Consider the following 16,477-nt stretch of genomic DNA (forward strand, 5'->3'; position numbering starts at 1 on the left):
TTGTATCCGGGGTCCTCTGTCACTGGGCAGAGCGAAACAAAACTATAAGAAAGGAACATGTATGTCTGAACAAAACGCCGCCGCTGAGAAAAGCAGCTGGCTTAACCGTGCGCTTAACGCGATTGAAGTTGTGGGTAATAAACTACCCGATCCAGCCGTGTTATTTGCCTTATTAATGTTTGTTGTCTGGGGTCTGTCCTGGGCGCTGGCAGGTGTCAGTTTTAATGAAATTGATCCGCGCACCGGAGCTGCTATTCAGGTAAATAATCTGCTGGCAGCAGATTCACTTACCGGCTTTATGGCCAAAATGGTCAACACCTTTGTTACTTTTGCCCCGCTGGGTGTAGTACTGGTAGCAATGCTGGGATTAGGTGTGGCAGAACATACTGGTTTTATTAATGCAGGGCTGCGCTCAGTATTATCTGTAACGCCTAAAATGCTGTTAACCCCGGTACTGATCGCAGTAGGTGTTGCCAGCCATATGGCGGTAGATGCAGGTTACGTGTTGGTTATTCCATTGGGTGCGGTTATTTTTTATGCAGCTGGCCGCCATCCATTAGCCGGTATTGCGGCGGCCTTTGCCGGGGTATCAGGCGGTTTTTCAGCCACTATCTTACCATCAAGCTTAGATCCTTTGCTGTCGGGTTTAACACAGGCCTCGGCGCGCTTATCTGCTGATCCGGCAGCGGCTGCGCTGGTGATCAGCCCAATGAATAATTATTACTTCACCACGGCTTCTACCCTGTTGGTGGTCATTGTGGGCTGGATCCTAACCGACAAATTTATTGAACCGCGTTTAAAAAATACGGTTGTTGATGGCGACCCGGCAGATATGCCAAAGATGGACGATTTAAAACCAAATGAGCGCAAAGGTTTACGCTGGGCCAGCTTTTCAATGGTATTAAGCATAGTACTGTTAATTGCTACCGCATTGCCGGAGACATCTGCATGGCGGGCTCCGGCAGGTACTACCCTGGCAGAAGGCCAAAGTAACCTGCTGGTAGCGGCAGCACCGCTAATGCAATCTATTGTCAGTATTATCTTTGTGTTTTTCCTGATCCCCGGCATAGTTTATGGCTATGTGTCCGGCACAGCTAAAGACCACCGCGATATTGTAAAAGGCATGAGTAAAGCCATGAGCGGCATGGGCTACTATATTGTTATGGCATTTTTCTGTGCCCAGTTTATTTATGCTTTTGGCCAGTCTAACCTTGGTGCCCTAATAGCGCTAAAAGGTGCAAACTGGCTGCAGGAAATGGCATTCCCTATGGGCTTTACGCTGATTGGTATCGTGCTGTTATCCGGCTTTGTTAACCTGTTGATTGGCTCTGCTTCAGCTAAATGGGCATTAATTGGCGCCGTTATGGTTCCTATGCTGATGCAACTTGGCGTATCACCCGATTTAACGCAAGCGGCTTATCGTGTGGGTGACTCTTCTACTAACATTATTACGCCTTTGCTGCCGTATTTCCCGCTGATAGTGGTCTTTTGCCAGAAATATGTTAAATCAACCGGCATCGGTACCCTTATCGCACTGATGTTGCCGTACTCTATTACCTTACTGGTGATGTGGACAGCGTTTTTACTTGGCTTCTGGGCACTGGATATACCGCTTGGCGTTGGCGCCAGTTACAGCTATCCGGCGATAAACTGATCTATCGTTAACTTTCACAAACCCTGCTGCGGCAGGGTTTGTTTTTTCTGTTGCTTGCCTCTGTCGCCTGCTACCATAACGGCATTATTCTGTTGCAGAAGTTTTTATGCGTATTCCAAGAATTTATTACAGCGGTGCTATTGCACTTAACCACGAATTTGCCCTCGATGACGATGCGGCCAACCATGTTGGCCGCGTGCTGCGCATGCCGGTTGGCAGCGCATTGCTGCTATTTAATGGCGATGGCTTTAACTACCCGGCCCGTATCAGCAGCAGCGATAAAAAGCGCGTAAATGTTATTGCCCAGGCGCAGCAAGACAACCCGGTAGAATCACCACTGAAAATTCATCTGGGCCAGGGTATATCGCGCGGCGACAGAATGGATTTTGCCATTCAAAAAGCGGTGGAACTTGGTGTGACCGAAATTACCCCTCTTTTTACCGAGCGCTGTGGCGTCAAGCTGGACGGCGAGCGTTTAGCTAAACGTAACGAACAATGGCAAAAAATTGCGATCAGCGCTTGCGAGCAAAGTGGCCGCAGTATAGTGCCAACTGTGCATCCGGCCATTTCGCTGGACAATTGGCTGGCTCAAAGCACAAAAGAATTAAAACTGACCTTGCATCCGTGGGCCAAAGACACCATTAAGACGCTTATACCCAACCACAATATCCGTTTAGTTATAGGCCCTGAAGGCGGTTTCAGTGAGCAGGAAATGCTGCAAACTACCGGAGCCGGTTTTAGCGGCATCCAGTTAGGGCCACGGGTACTACGCACCGAAACCGCCGCCCTTACTGCGATAAGTGCGTTGCAACTGCAATTTGGCGATCTGGCCTGAGGATACAAGATGAGTAAACCGATAAAACTTGGCATAGTGATGGACCCAATTTCGGCCATCAATATTAAAAAAGACTCCAGTTTCGCCATGTTACTGCAGGCGCAGCAGCGCGGTTATCAAATTCACTATATGGAAATGGCCGACTTATACCTGTTGGAAGGCCAGGCCCGCGCAGCAACTAAGTTACTAACAGTACAACAAGACCCGGCCGGCTGGTATCAGTTTGGCAGCGAGCAGGATATTACCCTTAGCGAGCTGGATGTGATCTTGATGCGTAAAGATCCGCCGTTTGATACCGAGTATATCTACGCCACTTATATTCTTGAACGGGCTGAAGATGAAGGTACGTTAATTGTTAATAAACCACAGAGCCTGCGCGACGCCAACGAGAAGCTGTATACCAGTTGGTTTAGCCAGCATACGCCAAAAACTCTGGTTAGCCGCGATGCCAAGCGCTTAAAAGCGTTTTATCAGGCCGAACAGGACGTTATTTTAAAACCATTGGATGGTATGGGCGGCGCCTCTATATTCCGTTTAAAGCCGGGTGATGCCAACGTTAGCGTAATTATTGAAACACTAACCGAACATGGCAGCCGTTATGCTATGGCTCAGCGCTTTATTCCTGAAATAAGTCAGGGCGATAAACGAATACTGGTAGTAAACGGTAAACCCGTGCCATACTGTTTAGCACGCATTCCAGCCAGCGGCGAAACCCGTGGTAACCTTGCTGCCGGTGGCCGCGGTGAAGCCAGGCCCTTGTCAGATTCTGACTGGGCAATAGCCAATGCTGTTGCTCCCACGCTAAAAGCAAAAGGCCTTATTTTTGTTGGTTTGGATGTAATAGGCGACAAATTAACTGAAATTAACGTTACCAGCCCAACCTGTATCCGCGAAATTGAAGCGGCGTTTCCTGTAAGTATCACCAGTTTGTTATTTGATGAAATTGAACAGCTGCTGGCAGCGCGCCAGTGACAACCATGTTGTAGCGAGGTCACTATGCAGAGTTTTCAGAATCATTTTTTAATTGCTATGCCGTCATTAGACGATCCACTGTTTAAACGCAGTGTCGCCTATATTTGTGAGCACAATACCGAAGGTGCGATGGCCATAGTCATTAACCACCCGCTGGATGTAAAAGTGGCCGATTTGCTACAGCAACTGCAAATTGAATACAACACCGAAAGCCCGGCGGCAACAGCCCATGTTTGTGCCGGCGGCCCGGTGCAGCACGACAGAGGCTTTGTACTGCATACCGCCAAAGAAGGCTACGCCAGCAGCATGCACCTGAACGACGGCCTGATGGTGACAACGTCAAAAGATATTCTGTTTGACCTTACCACCGACAACGCGCCGGAAAAATTTATTCTGGCCCTGGGCTATGCCGGCTGGACAGCCGGCCAACTGGAGCAGGAAATAGCCGATAACGCCTGGTTAATTATTCCGGCCGACAGCGATATTATTTTTGATTTAACCCATGCTGAGAAATGGCAAAGTGCTACAGCAAAAATTGGTATCAAGCCCTGGCAACTAACTAACGAGGCCGGTCACGCTTAATGAGCCGCACCATTTTAACCTTCGATTATGGTACTAAAAGCATTGGCGTGGCGGTAGGTCAGGAACTTACCGGCACTGCCTCACTGCTTAGCGCACTAAAAGCTCAGGATGGCATACCCGACTGGGTCGTGCTGGAAAAGCTGATTAACGAATGGAAACCACAGCTATTATTGGTAGGTTTGCCGCTGAATATGGACGGCACCGAGCAGCCATTTACCGTGCGCACACGCAAATTTGCTAACCGGCTGCACGGCCGTTTTGGCCTACCGGTAGAACTGCACGACGAGCGCTTAACTACTACTGAAGCCCGCAGTATGCTGTTTGCCGACGGCGGCTACCGTAACTTAGCCAAAGACAAAGTGGATAGCCTGTCAGCCAAAATTATCTTTGAGAGCTGGTATGAACAACGTGCTTAACCCCCCAGTTAAACCTGGTTACTATCAACATTACAAAGGCGCATACTATCAGGTAATTGACTGCGCCTGTCATAGCGAAACCGAACAATGGCTGGTCATTTATCGTGCCCTGTACGGCGATTTCGGCCTTTGGGCCAGGCCGCTGGATATGTTTAACGAAAACGTTAAAATTGCCGGTGAGTTGCTGCCACGCTTTCAGTATCTGGGCCAGACTAAACCAGATGCTCTCAGGGAAAATCTGCCGGGTTAACTTCCTGCGCCAGCAGCAATTGAATATCTTGCAACGACAGCCAACTACGTAATTGCACAGCACCGGCTTTTAGCTGATCATGCTGGCCAATTAACAGCCACAACTGTTGCACGAAGCTGTCAAACCCCGTAGCAGCATCATAGTGCAATGCCCCGCTTTGCCTGATAACACTCAACAAATGTCTAATTAATTCAGAACTCTGCTGCAGCTTTTGCTGGTAAGGTGTTAAGGTTTGCTGCAAACACTGTTGCAGTGGATATAATATTTCCACCGCTGCGCGCAGTTGCTGTTTGCGTAACTGGCCACGATGCTCGTCACAATGCAACGGCGTAGTAAGTTTACTGCGTAAACCCGCCAGTTCAGCACTGGCCACCAAGCCGTAGCTACTAAGCAATTGCTCTGCCGATGCAATCCAGCTTTGCAATGCTGCCAGTGCTTGCGGTTGCTTGCGTTCAAACCCCGTTACCAATAACGGAAACTGCAGCAGCAAGTCTGTTAACTCATTAACTAAGTGTACAATCGACTTTTGCATGGCTGTTATTCCGGCAATAAACGACGGCTGATTTCACCATTACTGCTTTGCATTTGTTGCCATTCCATACCGTCTTCAGAGATTTTCAGTTTGATATAAATAATATTTTCCGGCTTTTCTTCCCGTAACTTATGCGACTCGGCAATCACATTTAAATTTTCAATTACCTTACGCTGGCTTAGTACTTTAATTTCCTGAGTAGCAACATTAACTACTCTGGATGCTAATTGCTCAGTATTCAGTTTAGGCAAGCTTTCACGGCTGACCAACTGATATTCTTCGGCCAGTTGCACTAACTGCTGTACAGCCAGTTGACTATAATCCGCAACCGATGCCAGATCTTGCTTAATACGCAACGACTGCTCAAGTACATGAGTTTGCTCAACCAATAGCGCCCGTAAGGCTTTCGATGCTTTGGACGGCAAACTGGTACGACCCAGACTGTTAGTTAACTCCTTGTATATCAAGCTATTAAACTTTGCATTATCAATAGGTTGATACTGGGTCTCTGTTTTCTCTGTCAGTACATCCAGCGCCACCGGTATTGTCAGCTCAACATCACCAACCCGCATATGTGGCACGGCAAAATGTTTGAGTAAGTCATGTTTGGCATACTCTTCTGCCACCTTCACGGTTTGAATATCGGCCATCACTCTGGCATTGGTAATGCTGCTGATAATACTGCCCAGGTACTCATTCAAATTCGGCATTTTGCTATCCCTGTTAAAACGGCTGGCAGCCGAGCTGCCAGCACGATAGACCTGTTAAAGTACATCAGGCACTAACAATACTGTCTTCCAGCATAGTCAGGATGCGATCTAGCCCTGCCGGTATTTCATCATTTAACGCCGTGACTTTTACGCCGAGGTTATAGGTTTTTTCGACACTAACACCACGGGTAGACGAACGCTTATATGATGCTGATGCCTTGAAGTTAACAATCTTATAGTTGATGCCAAGTTCAGCGCTGGCAGCAAACTCGCTGGAAACATTAGAGGTTTCGGTCGAGGTAAGCTTGGCATTAAAATCAATAGTAATTTCTTCTATGCGCAAGGCTGGTATCGTCAGCATGGTTAAGAACGGCACCTTTATTGATACATCGGTCGAAATAAAATTGCTGGTGACGTCAGTGCTGGCAGGCAGCCCTTCATCCGTTAATTGTTGCGCTGTTTTGCCGACATGAGGATTAGGCGTTGACTTGGTAAAGTCAAAATCTACATAGCGTAACGCCTTGCTACTGCCGTTGTCTTCAAAGCCTACTGCCTGAATAAAACTAACCTGCGACATAGAAGCGGCATGTTGTGCCTGTACAGCGGCCTGTAACGGGCCTCCTATATACACACTGAAATCTAAACTATTGAGTTCCTGCACCAGATTTGGCATGACTCTCTCCCTGCTAGCTGTACCTACTCTGTTTCGGCTTTTCGGTTGCCGCCGACTACATACTCGCCGGCTGTTTACCACAGCTACTACAGACGGTACATCAGCACCAGCCCGGCAGTGTATCAAGCCTAGCTACAAGTACAGGAATAACCAGAGACAAAATAGGGAATTTAATTACGTTTTGCTGATAAATAGCTGACAAAATTTTGCTGTATCTAACCGCTTGTCACCGCTTAAAACCGTTAATCATTTTTTTTCGCAATATAAAAGCATTTGCAGTTACTTTTCTGCTGTATCCACCAACAAGAGGACAGCAGCATGTTTGAACAAACCGAATTTTTTCACCAATTAAGCCAGATGAACCCGTTATTATGGGTGGCATTTATCCCCGCCTTTCTGGCAATTTACTTTTTACCCAGCATTATTGCCGGCTTTTTTAACCGCCGGCATCTGGGCAAAATATTTCTGGCTAATATCCCGGCAGGTTTCTCCCTGATAGCCTGGGGAGCGCTGATTATCTGGGCCTTTACCGGTAAACAGAAGAAACCTGCTGAACAAGTAAGCCAATAGATAGTACACTGTGTTTATTCAGCTTTTTGCGGGTACAGGCATTACAACAGCAGCTATGACAACATTAAAAACATTTCGCCGGAGCATGGCACCAGACAGTTGCAGCAGCGCCTATTTATGGGCGCAGCTGCTCACAATGCTGATTTATGCTGGCTACTTTATGGCCTATACCCTGCCCTTGTTAAGCCCCGAACAGCCAAACTTATATGGGCTGTTTTTAGTAAAATACAGCATTGAAGCTGCCTGCTTTGTGCTGCTAAGCCATGTATTGCTGCGCCCTGTACTAAAAGCCGATAATATCAATACGCTAAAACGCTGGTTAGTATTTTTACTGCTAATGCTGATAGCCGCACTGATTCAAACCCTTGTGTCCCATTTTCTTTCCGGTATCGAGGTGCTTAAAGCGACCGATATGAGCAAGATAACCGTAGTAACGGACAAGAGCGATACTCCGTTACAAATGAACTTTAGCACCAACTTTATGTTAATTGCCCTGCTCACATCATTTAGTGTGATGTACCTGGTTTGGGGGGCCGCTTATATCGCCTGGCAAAGCTGGCAAGCGCGTAAAGCCCTGCAACACCAGATGCAACAGGCACAACTGCAGCAGCTTACTAATCAGCTTAGCCCGCACTTTTTATTTAACGCTTTTAACAGCATCCGCGCGCTGATTTTTGAAGATCAGCATAAAGCCGCGGATACCGTAACGAGGCTATCAGAATTATTCCGTTTCCACCTTCAGGCGCATTTACAGCCAGAATCAACCCTGGCGCAGGAGTGGCAGTTAACAGAGCAATATCTGGTTATTGAGCAAGTACGGTTGGAACAACGGCTGCAATTTCACTGCGACATAGATAGCAGCCTCTGGCAACATAAGTTGCCCACGCTAAGCCTGCTAACCCTGGTAGAAAACGCCGTTAAACATGGTATTGCGCCCAATATTGCCCCCGGTAAGCTAAGTATTAACGCTACGGCCAGTGCTACAGGCTGGCAACTGAGTGTTACTAACACCACAGCCAATAAAACACAGCAGGCTGGTACCGCTACCGGGCTGAGCAACTTACGCCAGCGTTTGCAGTTAATGTACGGCGGTAAAGCCCTGTTGCAGCTACAGCAGAGTGAACAGCAATTCACTGCTCTTTTGGAGTTTAGCCATGTATAACTGTTTGATAGTTGATGATGAGCGCCTGGCACGCAGCGAATTGAAACGTTTACTTAAAGCCCACCCGCAATGTGTTATTACCGCAGAATCTCAAAGTGGCGAAGAAGCCTTACAACAACTGGCCAGTACAAATTTTGATTTGGTGTTTCTTGATATCCAAATGCCGGGTTTAACCGGGTTACAACTGGCAGAGCATATTCCGGTAAATACTCAGTTTATCTTTTGCACTGCCTTTAACAGCTTTGCTTTAGATGCGTTTGAGTTAAACGCGGTAGATTATTTGCTAAAACCCATAGCGACGGAGCGGCTGGCAAAAGCGCTACAAAAGCTACGCCCGGCAAATGCCGGTGCAGCGCCGCATTTTTTAGCAGAGCAACATGGCATTTTGCTTAAATTCGGCGACAACCAGCGTGTAGTACGGCTAAATGAAATCAGCCGTTTTGAAAGTATCGGCAACCATGCGGCAGTTTACACCCCCTATGGTAAAAGCTTTATTCACAGCTCACTGGCCAGAATTGAACAAAAGCTCGACCCGGCGCTCTTCTTTAAAGCCAGCCGTGCCGATATAGTACGCATCAACGCTATCAGCCATATTGAACCAGCGATAGCCGATGGCGGTTTAATTGCCATCTTGCAAGACGGTCAGCAGGTAGAGGTTAGCCGCCGTCAGGCACAGCAGCTAAAACAGCAATTTAGTACGTTTTAGCTGCTAACGTTTTGACCACTAAAGCTGCTGGCGGTACCATTCGCCTAAGATCAGGCTTGCCGCTACGCTAACATTCAGCGATTCCACTTTGCCTGAGCCCGGTATTTGCAACGCGATATCGGCACCTTTGGCGACGTTTTTTGACACACCAAACATCTCTTCGCCAAATACAATTACTACCTTAGCCGGAAGCTCACTTTGATACAGCGAGGTGCCGCCGTGGCTGGAAGTGGTAATAAGCGTATAGCCAGCTTCTTTACACAGCTGTAATGCCAGTGGCAGGTTGTCACAACTTAAGCCATCAACAAACTCACCGCCGCCTTCTGCAGTGCGTAACGCTGCCCCCGACTGCAGCAGCTCAGGCTGTTTCATAATAATGCCACCCACGCCAAAGTGCGCGCAGCTGCGCGTTATCGCGCCTAAATTGTGGGCATTTGAGACACTATCTAAAGCAAGTAAACAATCTTTCTTACGCCCTTTTTGTTGCAGATAATTAGCCAGCGACTGAACAGGTTTGCGTTTTACCAGCATCACCACCCCACCATGATGTGTACTGGCAGAAACCTTCTCCAATTCCGCTTCGTCTACTATGTGATAGGCTTTTTTAGTTGCAGCTAAATACTTCATTACATCAGCAAACTTTGGCGCTATTTTATCCGACACGTAAAGCCGGATAACAGAATCAGGTCGCTGTTGAAACAATACACGGCAAGCGTTTTGGCTATACACCTTGATCTCGTCTTCATGCACTGATTTAACCGCTTTCGCTGCCTGCGGTTTTGCTGTTGTCGTATTGCGGTTGGGTTTATTTGCAGCAGCCTTATCGGTTTTAGTCCACGGTTTATGTAACGGATTAGCGGCTTTGCCGTTTTTTGGCTTGTGTTGTGACATAAAACATCCTGCTGGCACCGCACAGCGGTGAGAATCAATAATACGGTGGATTTTACCAGTTGCACGGCAACAATACTTGTATTTTTCTTAATGCGCAGTATGCTGGCGGCCTTTAGATTTGCCGCTACGGGCCTTGTTTATGCTTAGTTATCGCCACAGTTATCATGCCGGTAATCATGCCGATGTAGTTAAACATCTGGTACAGGTGGCCATTGTTGACTACCTGCTGCAAAAAGATAAACCCTTTTGCTACCACGACAGCCATGCCGGTGCTGGCTTATATAGCTTATTGGCCGAGCAAGCGCAGAAAACCGGCGAATACGAAGGTGGTATTGGTAAACTGTGGCAGTATCAGGCAAAAAGCCCGGCTTTGGCACATTATATTGCGCTGATAAAGCAGTTAAACCCAAATGGCGAGCTGGCATTTTATCCTGGCTCGCCGAAAATTGCGGCTATGCTGCTGCGCAGTGGTGATAGCATTCAGGCTACTGAGTTGCACCCAACTGACTACCCTATTTTAGCCAGCCAGTTTGCACGGCGCCGCTACAGCCGGATAGAGCATATGGATGCCTGGGCCGGTTTTAAGGCCATGCTGCCGCCGTTGCATAAGCGCGGCCTGGTTTTAATAGACCCCCCCTACGAGCTGAAAACTGAATATCAGGATGTAGTAACAGGCTTACAAAGTGCTTATCAGCGTTTTCCACAAGCCACTTATGCCATTTGGTATCCGGTTATCGAACGTGCTGCAGTAGAGGCCTTTATCAGCGCTATTGCGGCTACAGGTATTAAAGATCAGCTACGCATTGAATATTGCCCACAACCTGATAAAGCTGGCTTTGGTATGACCGGCAGCGGTATGCTGGTAATTAACCCACCCTATACGTTGGCTAAAGATATACAGCAGGCATTAGCCGAGCTAAACCCGCTGCTAAGTGCTGCGGGGGAATTTCAGGTGCATCAGTTAGTCCCGGAATAACACTATGGAGTGAGCTATGCGTGTATTACTTGCTGCCCTGCTGCTAATAATCAGCCTGCCTGGGCAGGCGTTTAGCAAAACCGGCCATCTGCTAATTTGTGATATGGCATATCAGCTGGCAAGTGAAGATACCCGTTTGCAAATTGATAGCCTGTTAAAACACACGCCCTACTCCGGTTTTGGCCCGGCCTGTTCATGGGCCGATGATATCCGCTTGCAGCCGGAGTTTGCCTGGAGTTCATCGCATCATTATGTCAATATGCGCCGTGGCGAAACTGCGGTTAACATGGCGCATTGCCCCGAGCAAGGCTGCATTTTATCTGCCATCAATGATATGCAACAGCGTTTGGTGCAAAATAACACCGACTGGCAAGCCCTACTGTTTTTAGCCCATCATATCGGCGATTTACACCAGCCACTGCATGTGAGTTTCGAAGACGATCTGGGCGGCAATCGCACGGCGGTGTATTTTTACGGCTTGCCAAATAACCTGCACGGTGTATGGGATTTTGCCCTGCTAAAACAAGCTGGTTATGAAACTGACTACACTAAAGCAGCTAAGTTATTTAACCGTCTAAACGCTGAGCAGCGGCTAAGCTGGCAACAAGGTGATGTGCTCAGTTGGGCCAATGAGTCTGCCAGCCTTACTCTCGACATTTATCTGCACTATCGGCCTGGTATGTTACTGGATGACAGCTATATGCAGCGCTATCTTGACACATTGGAGCAGCGTCTGCTGCAAGCCGCTGTGCGCCTGGCGTTGTGGCTGGATCAGTCGCTGGCTGGCAGAGCTAACTGAGTCGCTAACCAGCTAAATACCTGTTGTTGTTGCTCTGCATTAAACTCATGGCCGTATTGCGGATACAGCATGGTGGTTAACTTGTCTGGCGCACCATGTGCCTGCCACACCGTTGCCAGTTGCTGATATGCCTGCTCAACCCCAGCCTGCGGCATTAAGTTATCTTTACCACCATTAATAAACAGCATGGCTTTGGGCGCTGCCAATGCGGCAATATCAGGAATATCCAGTTTTGCCGCTAACCCCGGATGCAGCATATAAAAGGCCGACTGGCCTTTAAGAATGTTATTGCCGGGCATAAGTAAATGCTGGTAGCTATTTAGCCAGGCCACGGCTACACCGGCTTTGATATCGTCAGTCAGCGCCGCTAACTGCCAGGCACGAAAAGCCCCCATCGAAAAGCCCAATACGGCCAACCGGCTACTGTCAGCCTGTGGCAGCTGTTTTAAATACTCTACCAGTTGTAAGTCTTCATAAGCTGCCATACCGGCCAGTGAGCGGCCAAACATAAACATATTGCCGGCCACTGCCTGCTGGGCATCATATTCAATTGGGCCGCGATCACTCCAGCCAAAGGTGTCAGCCGCCAGCACCAGATAGCCTTGTTTCGCCAGCGCATCGCCAATAAAGTTAGTGCTGAAATATTTATCGGCCCACTGCTGTGCCGATGGCAAACGCACGTCGGTTGCAAACGGCTGTATCCATTTTTCTTTACCAATATCAAAACGGGCACCGTGATCGTGCAGTAGTAATACTGCCGGAGCCGGTGCGGTATTATCGGGCTGCAATAGCATAAGTTGCACCCGGCTTTGTTTAGTTAGCTGCACTGACCACAGCTGTGCGCTGTAGCCGTCGCGTGCTTCGGCTTTAAGTAATTTTGCAGCAAAATCAACCGGTTCATCCGGCCATAGCAATGCCTCACGCAGCGCAGCACGGCCCTTAGTACGCCACTGCTGAATATCGTTAAAGTGCTTCGGTTGCCAGCTTAGCGGATAATGTTGTTGTGGTATCAGTTGCTGATAAAAATCCGGTAGTTGTTGATCAATCAGGTTGTTGGCATGCAGTGGCAAAGCACAAAGTAACAGTAACAGACAATAACGCATTAACGGATCCAGCCTTTGCTTATCTGCCTGAACGTATCGGTACCGCAGCGCTCCAACCATTCAAATGCCAGCATTTCTTTGCTGATAACCTGGGCTCCGGCTTGCTGCATGCGGTTAAGCGCCAGCTGTTTGTTTTGTTCGGTACGCGAGCCTACAGCCTCAACTACCACAAATACCTGATAGCCCAGTGCCAGTAAATCCATAACCGATTGCAGCACACAAACATGCGCTTCGGTGCCCAATACCACTATTTGCTTGCGCTCAGTACAAGCCAGGCTGCTGGCAATATGCGGCTCTTTTAGCGCACTAAAGTGCATTTTTTGCAGCACCTGAGCCTCAGGGATCAGCTCTGCCAGCGCCGGTAGTGTGGCGCCAATACCCTGTGGATATTGCTCGGTTGCCCATACCGGTACTTCCAGTTGCAATGCTACCTGTAAAACCCAGGCCGCTGCTTGCTCAACTTCTTTATGTTCAAAAATGGCTGGTGCCAGCTTTTGCTGCATATCAATCAATAACACCAGGCTTTGGGAGGCTTGCAGTAACATAGCAGTTCCTGTTAATGAAAATCGCGTGAGGACAAACTAAGTTCGGCCAAAAGCGCGGATAAGTCAACCAGCTTACCGGCGATAATATGCGTTACTTCACCTTCACGCTGTAAAATACCATCTACCTGCAGAATATGCGCTGTTAAAAAGGTTTTCTGCTGCGCCTGTGCAGTAGCCAGCCATATCAGCACGTTGGCAGTGCCGGTTTCGTCTTCAAGTGACATAAAAGTGACCCCGGCAGCCGTACCCGGCCGCTGGCGTAACGTAACCAGGCCGCTAACCCTTACCGGGCTGTTGTGCCTTACCCCACTCAGCTCTGCTACCGGTACGCTGCGGGGTAACTTATTGGCCTGGCGCAATAATGCTATAGGGTGTACGGCCAGTGTCAGGCCGGTAGCGGCATAATCTTCCAGTACTTCAGCTACCGGCCCGGGTGCAGCTAAATAGGCGGGCTCAGCCTCGGCAATCTGCTGCGCTGGCTCTGCGGTATAGGCATTAAACAGTGGCAGGCTATGCTGATTATCCATCAGTTGCCAGCGGCTGTTATAACGATCACCGCTGATACTGCTTAGCGCATTAGCACTGGCCAACGCCTGCAAGCTACTATGACTAAGCCCGGTTTGGCGCAACCGGGCTAAATCCCGAAACCCGCCAACCGGGCGCAGCGCTAACAGCAACTGTGCTGCCGCTTTACTAAAACCTTTTACCTGACGCAGCCCCAGCCGTATTGCTTTACCTTGCTGTTCCAGGCTGTAATCCCACTGTGATTGGTTTACACATACTGGCAATACGGTAACACCATGGCGGCGAGCATCCTGCAGCAGTTGTGACGGCGTATAAAACCCCATAGGGTAACTGTTAAGCAAAGCCGTACAAAACGCCGCCGGATAATAATATTTCAACCACGCCGACACATAGGCCAGTACGGCAAAGCTGGCGGAATGTGACTCAGGAAAACCATATTCACCAAAACCACAAATTTGCTGATAAATGCGCTCAGCATATTCATGGGCGTAACCGCGGCTTCGCATGCCGTCTATCAACTTATGTTTAAACTGCAGCAACTCGCCGGTTTTTTTCCAGCTGGCCATGGCCCGGCGTAGCTGATCGGCCTCACCACCGGTAAAACCGGCAGCTACCATTGCCAGTTGGATCACCTGTTCCTGAAAAATCGGCACGCCCAAAGTGCGGCTTAATACGCTTTGTACTTCAGCCGATGGGTATTCGACAGCTTCTTCACCGTGGCGGCGTTTTAAATACGGGTGCACCATATCACCCTGGATGGGCCCGGGCCGTACTATGGCAATTTGCACCACCAAATCGTAATAACACGCCGGACGTAACCGTGGCAGCATGCTCATCTGGGCACGCGATTCAATCTGAAACAACCCGATAGTATCGGCTTTCTGGATCATCTGGTACACCGCAACATCATCGCCCTGAGCGCTGATACCGGCAATGCTTAAGTCTTGCTGTGCATGCTGTTTTAACAGTGCAAAACACTTACGAATTGCCGTTAACATACCCAATGCCAGTACATCTACTTTTAACAGCTCCAGCGTTTCCAGATCATCTTTATCCCACTGGATCACCGTTCTGTCGGCCATGGCAGCGTTTTCTACCGGCACCAGTTCGTACAAAGGCCCCTGGGAGATAACAAAGCCACCGACATGCTGTGATAAGTGCCGCGGAAAACCGCGCAGTTGCTCTACCATAGTAACTAGCTGCTGCGTGGTTTGGCTGTTGTTATCCAGCCCCAGTGCAGATAACTGTTGCTGCCAGCTTAAGTTTGGGTCACGCCGCTGAATATTTTTTATCAAAAAATCCAGCTGGCTCAGCGGCAACCCCAGCGCTTTACCCACATCACGCAGCGCACTTTTAAAGCGGTAGCTAATTACGGTGGCAGCCAGTGCTGCACGTTCACGGCCGTATTTCTGATATAAATACTGGATCACTTCTTCGCGCCGCTCGTGTTCAAAATCAACGTCTATATCGGGCGGCTCTTTGCGTTCGCGTGATAAAAAGCGTTCAAACAATACCTGAATTTTATCCGGGTCAACGGCAGTAATTTCCAGACAATAACACACGACAGAGTTAGCCGCCGAGCCACGACCCTGATATAAAATGGCCTTACTTTTGGCAAACTGCACCAGATCGTAAATGGTGAGAAAAAAGTATTCATAATTAAACTCGCTGATCAGTGCCATTTCTTTATCAATAATGGCCTGCACCCGTTTGGGCACCCCGGCAGGAAAGCGTAGCTTAGTGCCCTGCACTACCAACCGCTGCAAATAACTGCTTGCTGTTTCGCCTTCCGGCACCAGCTCGCTGGGATACTGGTACTTCAGCTCATCCAGTGAAAAAGTGCAGCGTGCAGCAATAACACAGCTTTGTTGCAATAACCCTCTACTAAAAAGCTTTTCCAGCTTACTAAGTGGCCGCAGCGCACGCTCGGCGTTGCTTAATAACTGCCGCCCCAGCTCTGTTATAGGTTTACCGGCTTTAATAGCGCTAACACAGTGCTGCAGCGCCAACCGCTGTGGCACATGCATTAACACAGCGCCACAACACACCGTATTAAGCTGATATTGCTGCGCTAGTTGCAGGCAATAATCTGTAAAGGTCGCCTCGTTATGGCTAAGCTGTCGGCGCATAGCCAGCCATAACCTGTCGCTGTGATATTTTTGCAGCCAGTTAGCCCAATGCGTATCGCTCTCGTTATCACCGGCCGGTAGCCACAACAGCAGACAATGCTTTAGCGACATTAAGTCCCACTCGGTCAGGCAATATTCACCTTTATTACTGCGCCGCCGCGCATTGGTAATAATGCGGCACAGTTCGGCGTAAGCGGCTTTATCCGGGCACAGTAATACCAGCTCCAGCTTATCCAACTGAAAGTAACTGCCAATAATCAGCTTAATATTTAGCGCTTGCTCGTTAATTTGCCGGTAAGCCCGCACTATACCGGCCACCGAGCATTCATCCGTCAGGGCCAATGCGTCATAACCCAGCGCTGCGGCCTGCGCCACCAACTCTTCCGGGCTGGAAGCACCGTGCAAAAAACTAAAGTGGCTTTGGCAAAACAGTTCAGCGTAATTCAT

General features: G+C 48.8%; 18 protein-coding genes. 11 read left to right on the forward strand and 7 right to left on the reverse strand.

Going from position 1 to position 16,477, the window contains the following annotated elements:
- Positions 1-61: 61 nt before the first annotated feature.
- The 6 genes from M2404_RS08350 (at position 62) to M2404_RS08375 (ending at position 4,709) form a co-directional block, all read left to right on the forward strand.
- A complete protein-coding gene (locus tag M2404_RS08350; protein ID WP_259239263.1) occupies positions 62-1,654 on the forward strand; it encodes an AbgT family transporter in 1,593 nt (530 codons plus the stop codon).
- Positions 1,655-1,760: 106 nt separating this feature from the next.
- Positions 1,761-2,489 carry a 16S rRNA (uracil(1498)-N(3))-methyltransferase gene (gene rsmE / locus M2404_RS08355; protein WP_259239264.1) on the forward strand — a complete coding sequence of 243 codons (729 nt, stop codon included), beginning with the start codon at positions 1,761-1,763 and terminating at the stop codon, positions 2,487-2,489.
- 9 nt (positions 2,490-2,498) lie between these two features.
- Positions 2,499-3,461 carry a glutathione synthase gene (gshB, locus tag M2404_RS08360; RefSeq protein ID WP_259239265.1) on the forward strand — a complete coding sequence of 321 codons (963 nt, stop codon included), beginning with the start codon at positions 2,499-2,501 and terminating at the stop codon, positions 3,459-3,461.
- 24 nt (positions 3,462-3,485) lie between these two features.
- Entirely contained in the window at positions 3,486-4,043 is a 558-nt protein-coding gene (locus tag M2404_RS08365; RefSeq protein WP_259239266.1) for a YqgE/AlgH family protein, read from the forward strand.
- The gene (gene ruvX, locus M2404_RS08370; RefSeq protein ID WP_259239267.1) at positions 4,043-4,459 is read left to right on the forward strand and encodes a Holliday junction resolvase RuvX; all 417 of its coding nucleotides are present in this window, start codon (positions 4,043-4,045) and stop codon (positions 4,457-4,459) included. Before M2404_RS08365 ends, ruvX begins: the two co-directional genes overlap by 1 nt.
- A complete protein-coding gene (locus M2404_RS08375) occupies positions 4,443-4,709 on the forward strand; it encodes a DUF1653 domain-containing protein (protein ID WP_259239268.1) in 267 nt (88 codons plus the stop codon). Before ruvX ends, M2404_RS08375 begins: the two co-directional genes overlap by 17 nt.
- Here M2404_RS08375 and M2404_RS08380 read toward each other — a convergent pair.
- The 3 genes from M2404_RS08380 to M2404_RS08390 form a co-directional block, all read right to left on the reverse strand.
- The gene (locus M2404_RS08380; protein WP_259239269.1) at positions 4,687-5,241 is read right to left on the reverse strand and encodes a hypothetical protein; all 555 of its coding nucleotides are present in this window, start codon (positions 5,239-5,241) and stop codon (positions 4,687-4,689) included. The genes M2404_RS08375 and M2404_RS08380 overlap by 23 nt on opposite strands.
- A 5-nt stretch (positions 5,242-5,246) precedes the next feature.
- Positions 5,247-5,951: a hypothetical protein gene (locus tag M2404_RS08385; protein WP_259239270.1), complete on the reverse strand. Its 705-nt coding sequence runs from the start codon at positions 5,949-5,951 to the stop codon at positions 5,247-5,249.
- Between the two features lie 64 nt (positions 5,952-6,015).
- Positions 6,016-6,624, reverse strand: a complete 609-nt coding sequence (locus tag M2404_RS08390) for a DUF2589 domain-containing protein (protein ID WP_259239271.1) — start codon at positions 6,622-6,624, stop codon at positions 6,016-6,018.
- A 318-nt stretch (positions 6,625-6,942) separates the two neighbouring features.
- Between M2404_RS08390 and M2404_RS08395 the strand changes: the two genes are divergently transcribed.
- Genes M2404_RS08395 through M2404_RS08405 form a run of 3 tightly spaced genes read left to right on the forward strand, consistent with a single transcriptional unit; the run spans position 6,943 to position 9,062 of the window.
- Entirely contained in the window at positions 6,943-7,194 is a 252-nt protein-coding gene (locus tag M2404_RS08395; protein WP_259239272.1) for a superinfection immunity protein, read from the forward strand.
- A 55-nt stretch (positions 7,195-7,249) separates the two neighbouring features.
- A complete protein-coding gene (locus M2404_RS08400) occupies positions 7,250-8,356 on the forward strand; it encodes a sensor histidine kinase (protein ID WP_259239273.1) in 1,107 nt (368 codons plus the stop codon).
- The gene (locus M2404_RS08405) at positions 8,349-9,062 is read left to right on the forward strand and encodes a LytR/AlgR family response regulator transcription factor (RefSeq protein ID WP_259239274.1); all 714 of its coding nucleotides are present in this window, start codon (positions 8,349-8,351) and stop codon (positions 9,060-9,062) included. The genes M2404_RS08400 and M2404_RS08405 overlap by 8 nt, the downstream gene beginning before the upstream one ends.
- Positions 9,063-9,080: 18 nt before the next feature.
- Here M2404_RS08405 and M2404_RS08410 read toward each other — a convergent pair whose 3' ends face one another.
- Positions 9,081-9,953: a tRNA/rRNA methyltransferase gene (locus M2404_RS08410; RefSeq protein ID WP_259239275.1), complete on the reverse strand. Its 873-nt coding sequence runs from the start codon at positions 9,951-9,953 to the stop codon at positions 9,081-9,083.
- 139 nt (positions 9,954-10,092) lie between these two features.
- Between M2404_RS08410 and M2404_RS08415 the strand changes: the two genes are divergently transcribed.
- A complete protein-coding gene (locus M2404_RS08415; protein ID WP_259239276.1) occupies positions 10,093-10,929 on the forward strand; it encodes a 23S rRNA (adenine(2030)-N(6))-methyltransferase RlmJ in 837 nt (278 codons plus the stop codon).
- A 16-nt stretch (positions 10,930-10,945) separates the two neighbouring features.
- On the forward strand, positions 10,946-11,728 hold the full coding sequence (locus tag M2404_RS08420; RefSeq protein ID WP_259239277.1) for a S1/P1 nuclease: 783 nt from the start codon (positions 10,946-10,948) through the stop codon (positions 11,726-11,728).
- On the opposite strand, the gene M2404_RS08425 is transcribed toward M2404_RS08420, so the two are convergent.
- The 3 genes from M2404_RS08425 to M2404_RS08435 are packed head-to-tail and all read right to left on the reverse strand — an operon-like array spanning position 11,701 to position 16,477.
- Complete coding sequence (locus tag M2404_RS08425; protein ID WP_259239278.1) at positions 11,701-12,831, reverse strand: dienelactone hydrolase family protein; 1,131 nt, start codon at positions 12,829-12,831, stop codon at positions 11,701-11,703. The two genes, M2404_RS08420 and M2404_RS08425, sit on opposite strands and share 28 nt — an antisense overlap.
- Positions 12,831-13,376, reverse strand: a complete 546-nt coding sequence (locus tag M2404_RS08430; protein ID WP_259239279.1) for an isochorismatase family protein — start codon at positions 13,374-13,376, stop codon at positions 12,831-12,833. The genes M2404_RS08425 and M2404_RS08430 overlap by 1 nt, the downstream gene beginning before the upstream one ends.
- An 11-nt stretch (positions 13,377-13,387) precedes the next feature.
- Positions 13,388-16,477, reverse strand: coding sequence for an error-prone DNA polymerase (locus M2404_RS08435; RefSeq protein WP_259239280.1), 3,090 nt, complete (start codon positions 16,475-16,477; stop codon positions 13,388-13,390).

Origin of the sequence: Rheinheimera pacifica (assembly GCF_024809855.1) — a bacterium.
GTDB lineage: Bacteria > Pseudomonadota > Gammaproteobacteria > Enterobacterales > Alteromonadaceae > Alishewanella > Alishewanella pacifica_A.

Excerpts from the sequence above, each read along its gene's own strand:
- M2404_RS08350 (WP_259239263.1), top strand. The coding sequence starts at position 62 with ATGTCTGAACAAAACGCCGCCGCTGAGAAAAGCAGCTGGCTTAACCGT.
- rsmE (WP_259239264.1), top strand. The coding sequence starts at position 1,761 with ATGCGTATTCCAAGAATTTATTACAGCGGTGCTATTGCACTTAACCAC.
- gshB (WP_259239265.1), top strand. The coding sequence starts at position 2,499 with ATGAGTAAACCGATAAAACTTGGCATAGTGATGGACCCAATTTCGGCC.
- M2404_RS08365 (WP_259239266.1), top strand. The coding sequence starts at position 3,486 with ATGCAGAGTTTTCAGAATCATTTTTTAATTGCTATGCCGTCATTAGAC.
- ruvX (WP_259239267.1), top strand. The coding sequence starts at position 4,043 with ATGAGCCGCACCATTTTAACCTTCGATTATGGTACTAAAAGCATTGGC.
- M2404_RS08375 (WP_259239268.1), top strand. The coding sequence starts at position 4,443 with ATGAACAACGTGCTTAACCCCCCAGTTAAACCTGGTTACTATCAACAT.
- M2404_RS08380 (WP_259239269.1), bottom strand. The coding sequence starts at position 5,241 with ATGCAAAAGTCGATTGTACACTTAGTTAATGAGTTAACAGACTTGCTG.
- M2404_RS08385 (WP_259239270.1), bottom strand. The coding sequence starts at position 5,951 with ATGCCGAATTTGAATGAGTACCTGGGCAGTATTATCAGCAGCATTACC.
- M2404_RS08390 (WP_259239271.1), bottom strand. The coding sequence starts at position 6,624 with ATGCCAAATCTGGTGCAGGAACTCAATAGTTTAGATTTCAGTGTGTAT.
- M2404_RS08395 (WP_259239272.1), top strand. The coding sequence starts at position 6,943 with ATGTTTGAACAAACCGAATTTTTTCACCAATTAAGCCAGATGAACCCG.
- M2404_RS08400 (WP_259239273.1), top strand. The coding sequence starts at position 7,250 with ATGACAACATTAAAAACATTTCGCCGGAGCATGGCACCAGACAGTTGC.
- M2404_RS08405 (WP_259239274.1), top strand. The coding sequence starts at position 8,349 with ATGTATAACTGTTTGATAGTTGATGATGAGCGCCTGGCACGCAGCGAA.
- M2404_RS08410 (WP_259239275.1), bottom strand. The coding sequence starts at position 9,953 with ATGTCACAACACAAGCCAAAAAACGGCAAAGCCGCTAATCCGTTACAT.
- M2404_RS08415 (WP_259239276.1), top strand. The coding sequence starts at position 10,093 with ATGCTTAGTTATCGCCACAGTTATCATGCCGGTAATCATGCCGATGTA.
- M2404_RS08420 (WP_259239277.1), top strand. The coding sequence starts at position 10,946 with ATGCGTGTATTACTTGCTGCCCTGCTGCTAATAATCAGCCTGCCTGGG.
- M2404_RS08425 (WP_259239278.1), bottom strand. The coding sequence starts at position 12,831 with ATGCGTTATTGTCTGTTACTGTTACTTTGTGCTTTGCCACTGCATGCC.
- M2404_RS08430 (WP_259239279.1), bottom strand. The coding sequence starts at position 13,376 with ATGTTACTGCAAGCCTCCCAAAGCCTGGTGTTATTGATTGATATGCAG.
- M2404_RS08435 (WP_259239280.1), bottom strand. The coding sequence starts at position 16,477 with ATGAATTACGCTGAACTGTTTTGCCAAAGCCACTTTAGTTTTTTGCAC.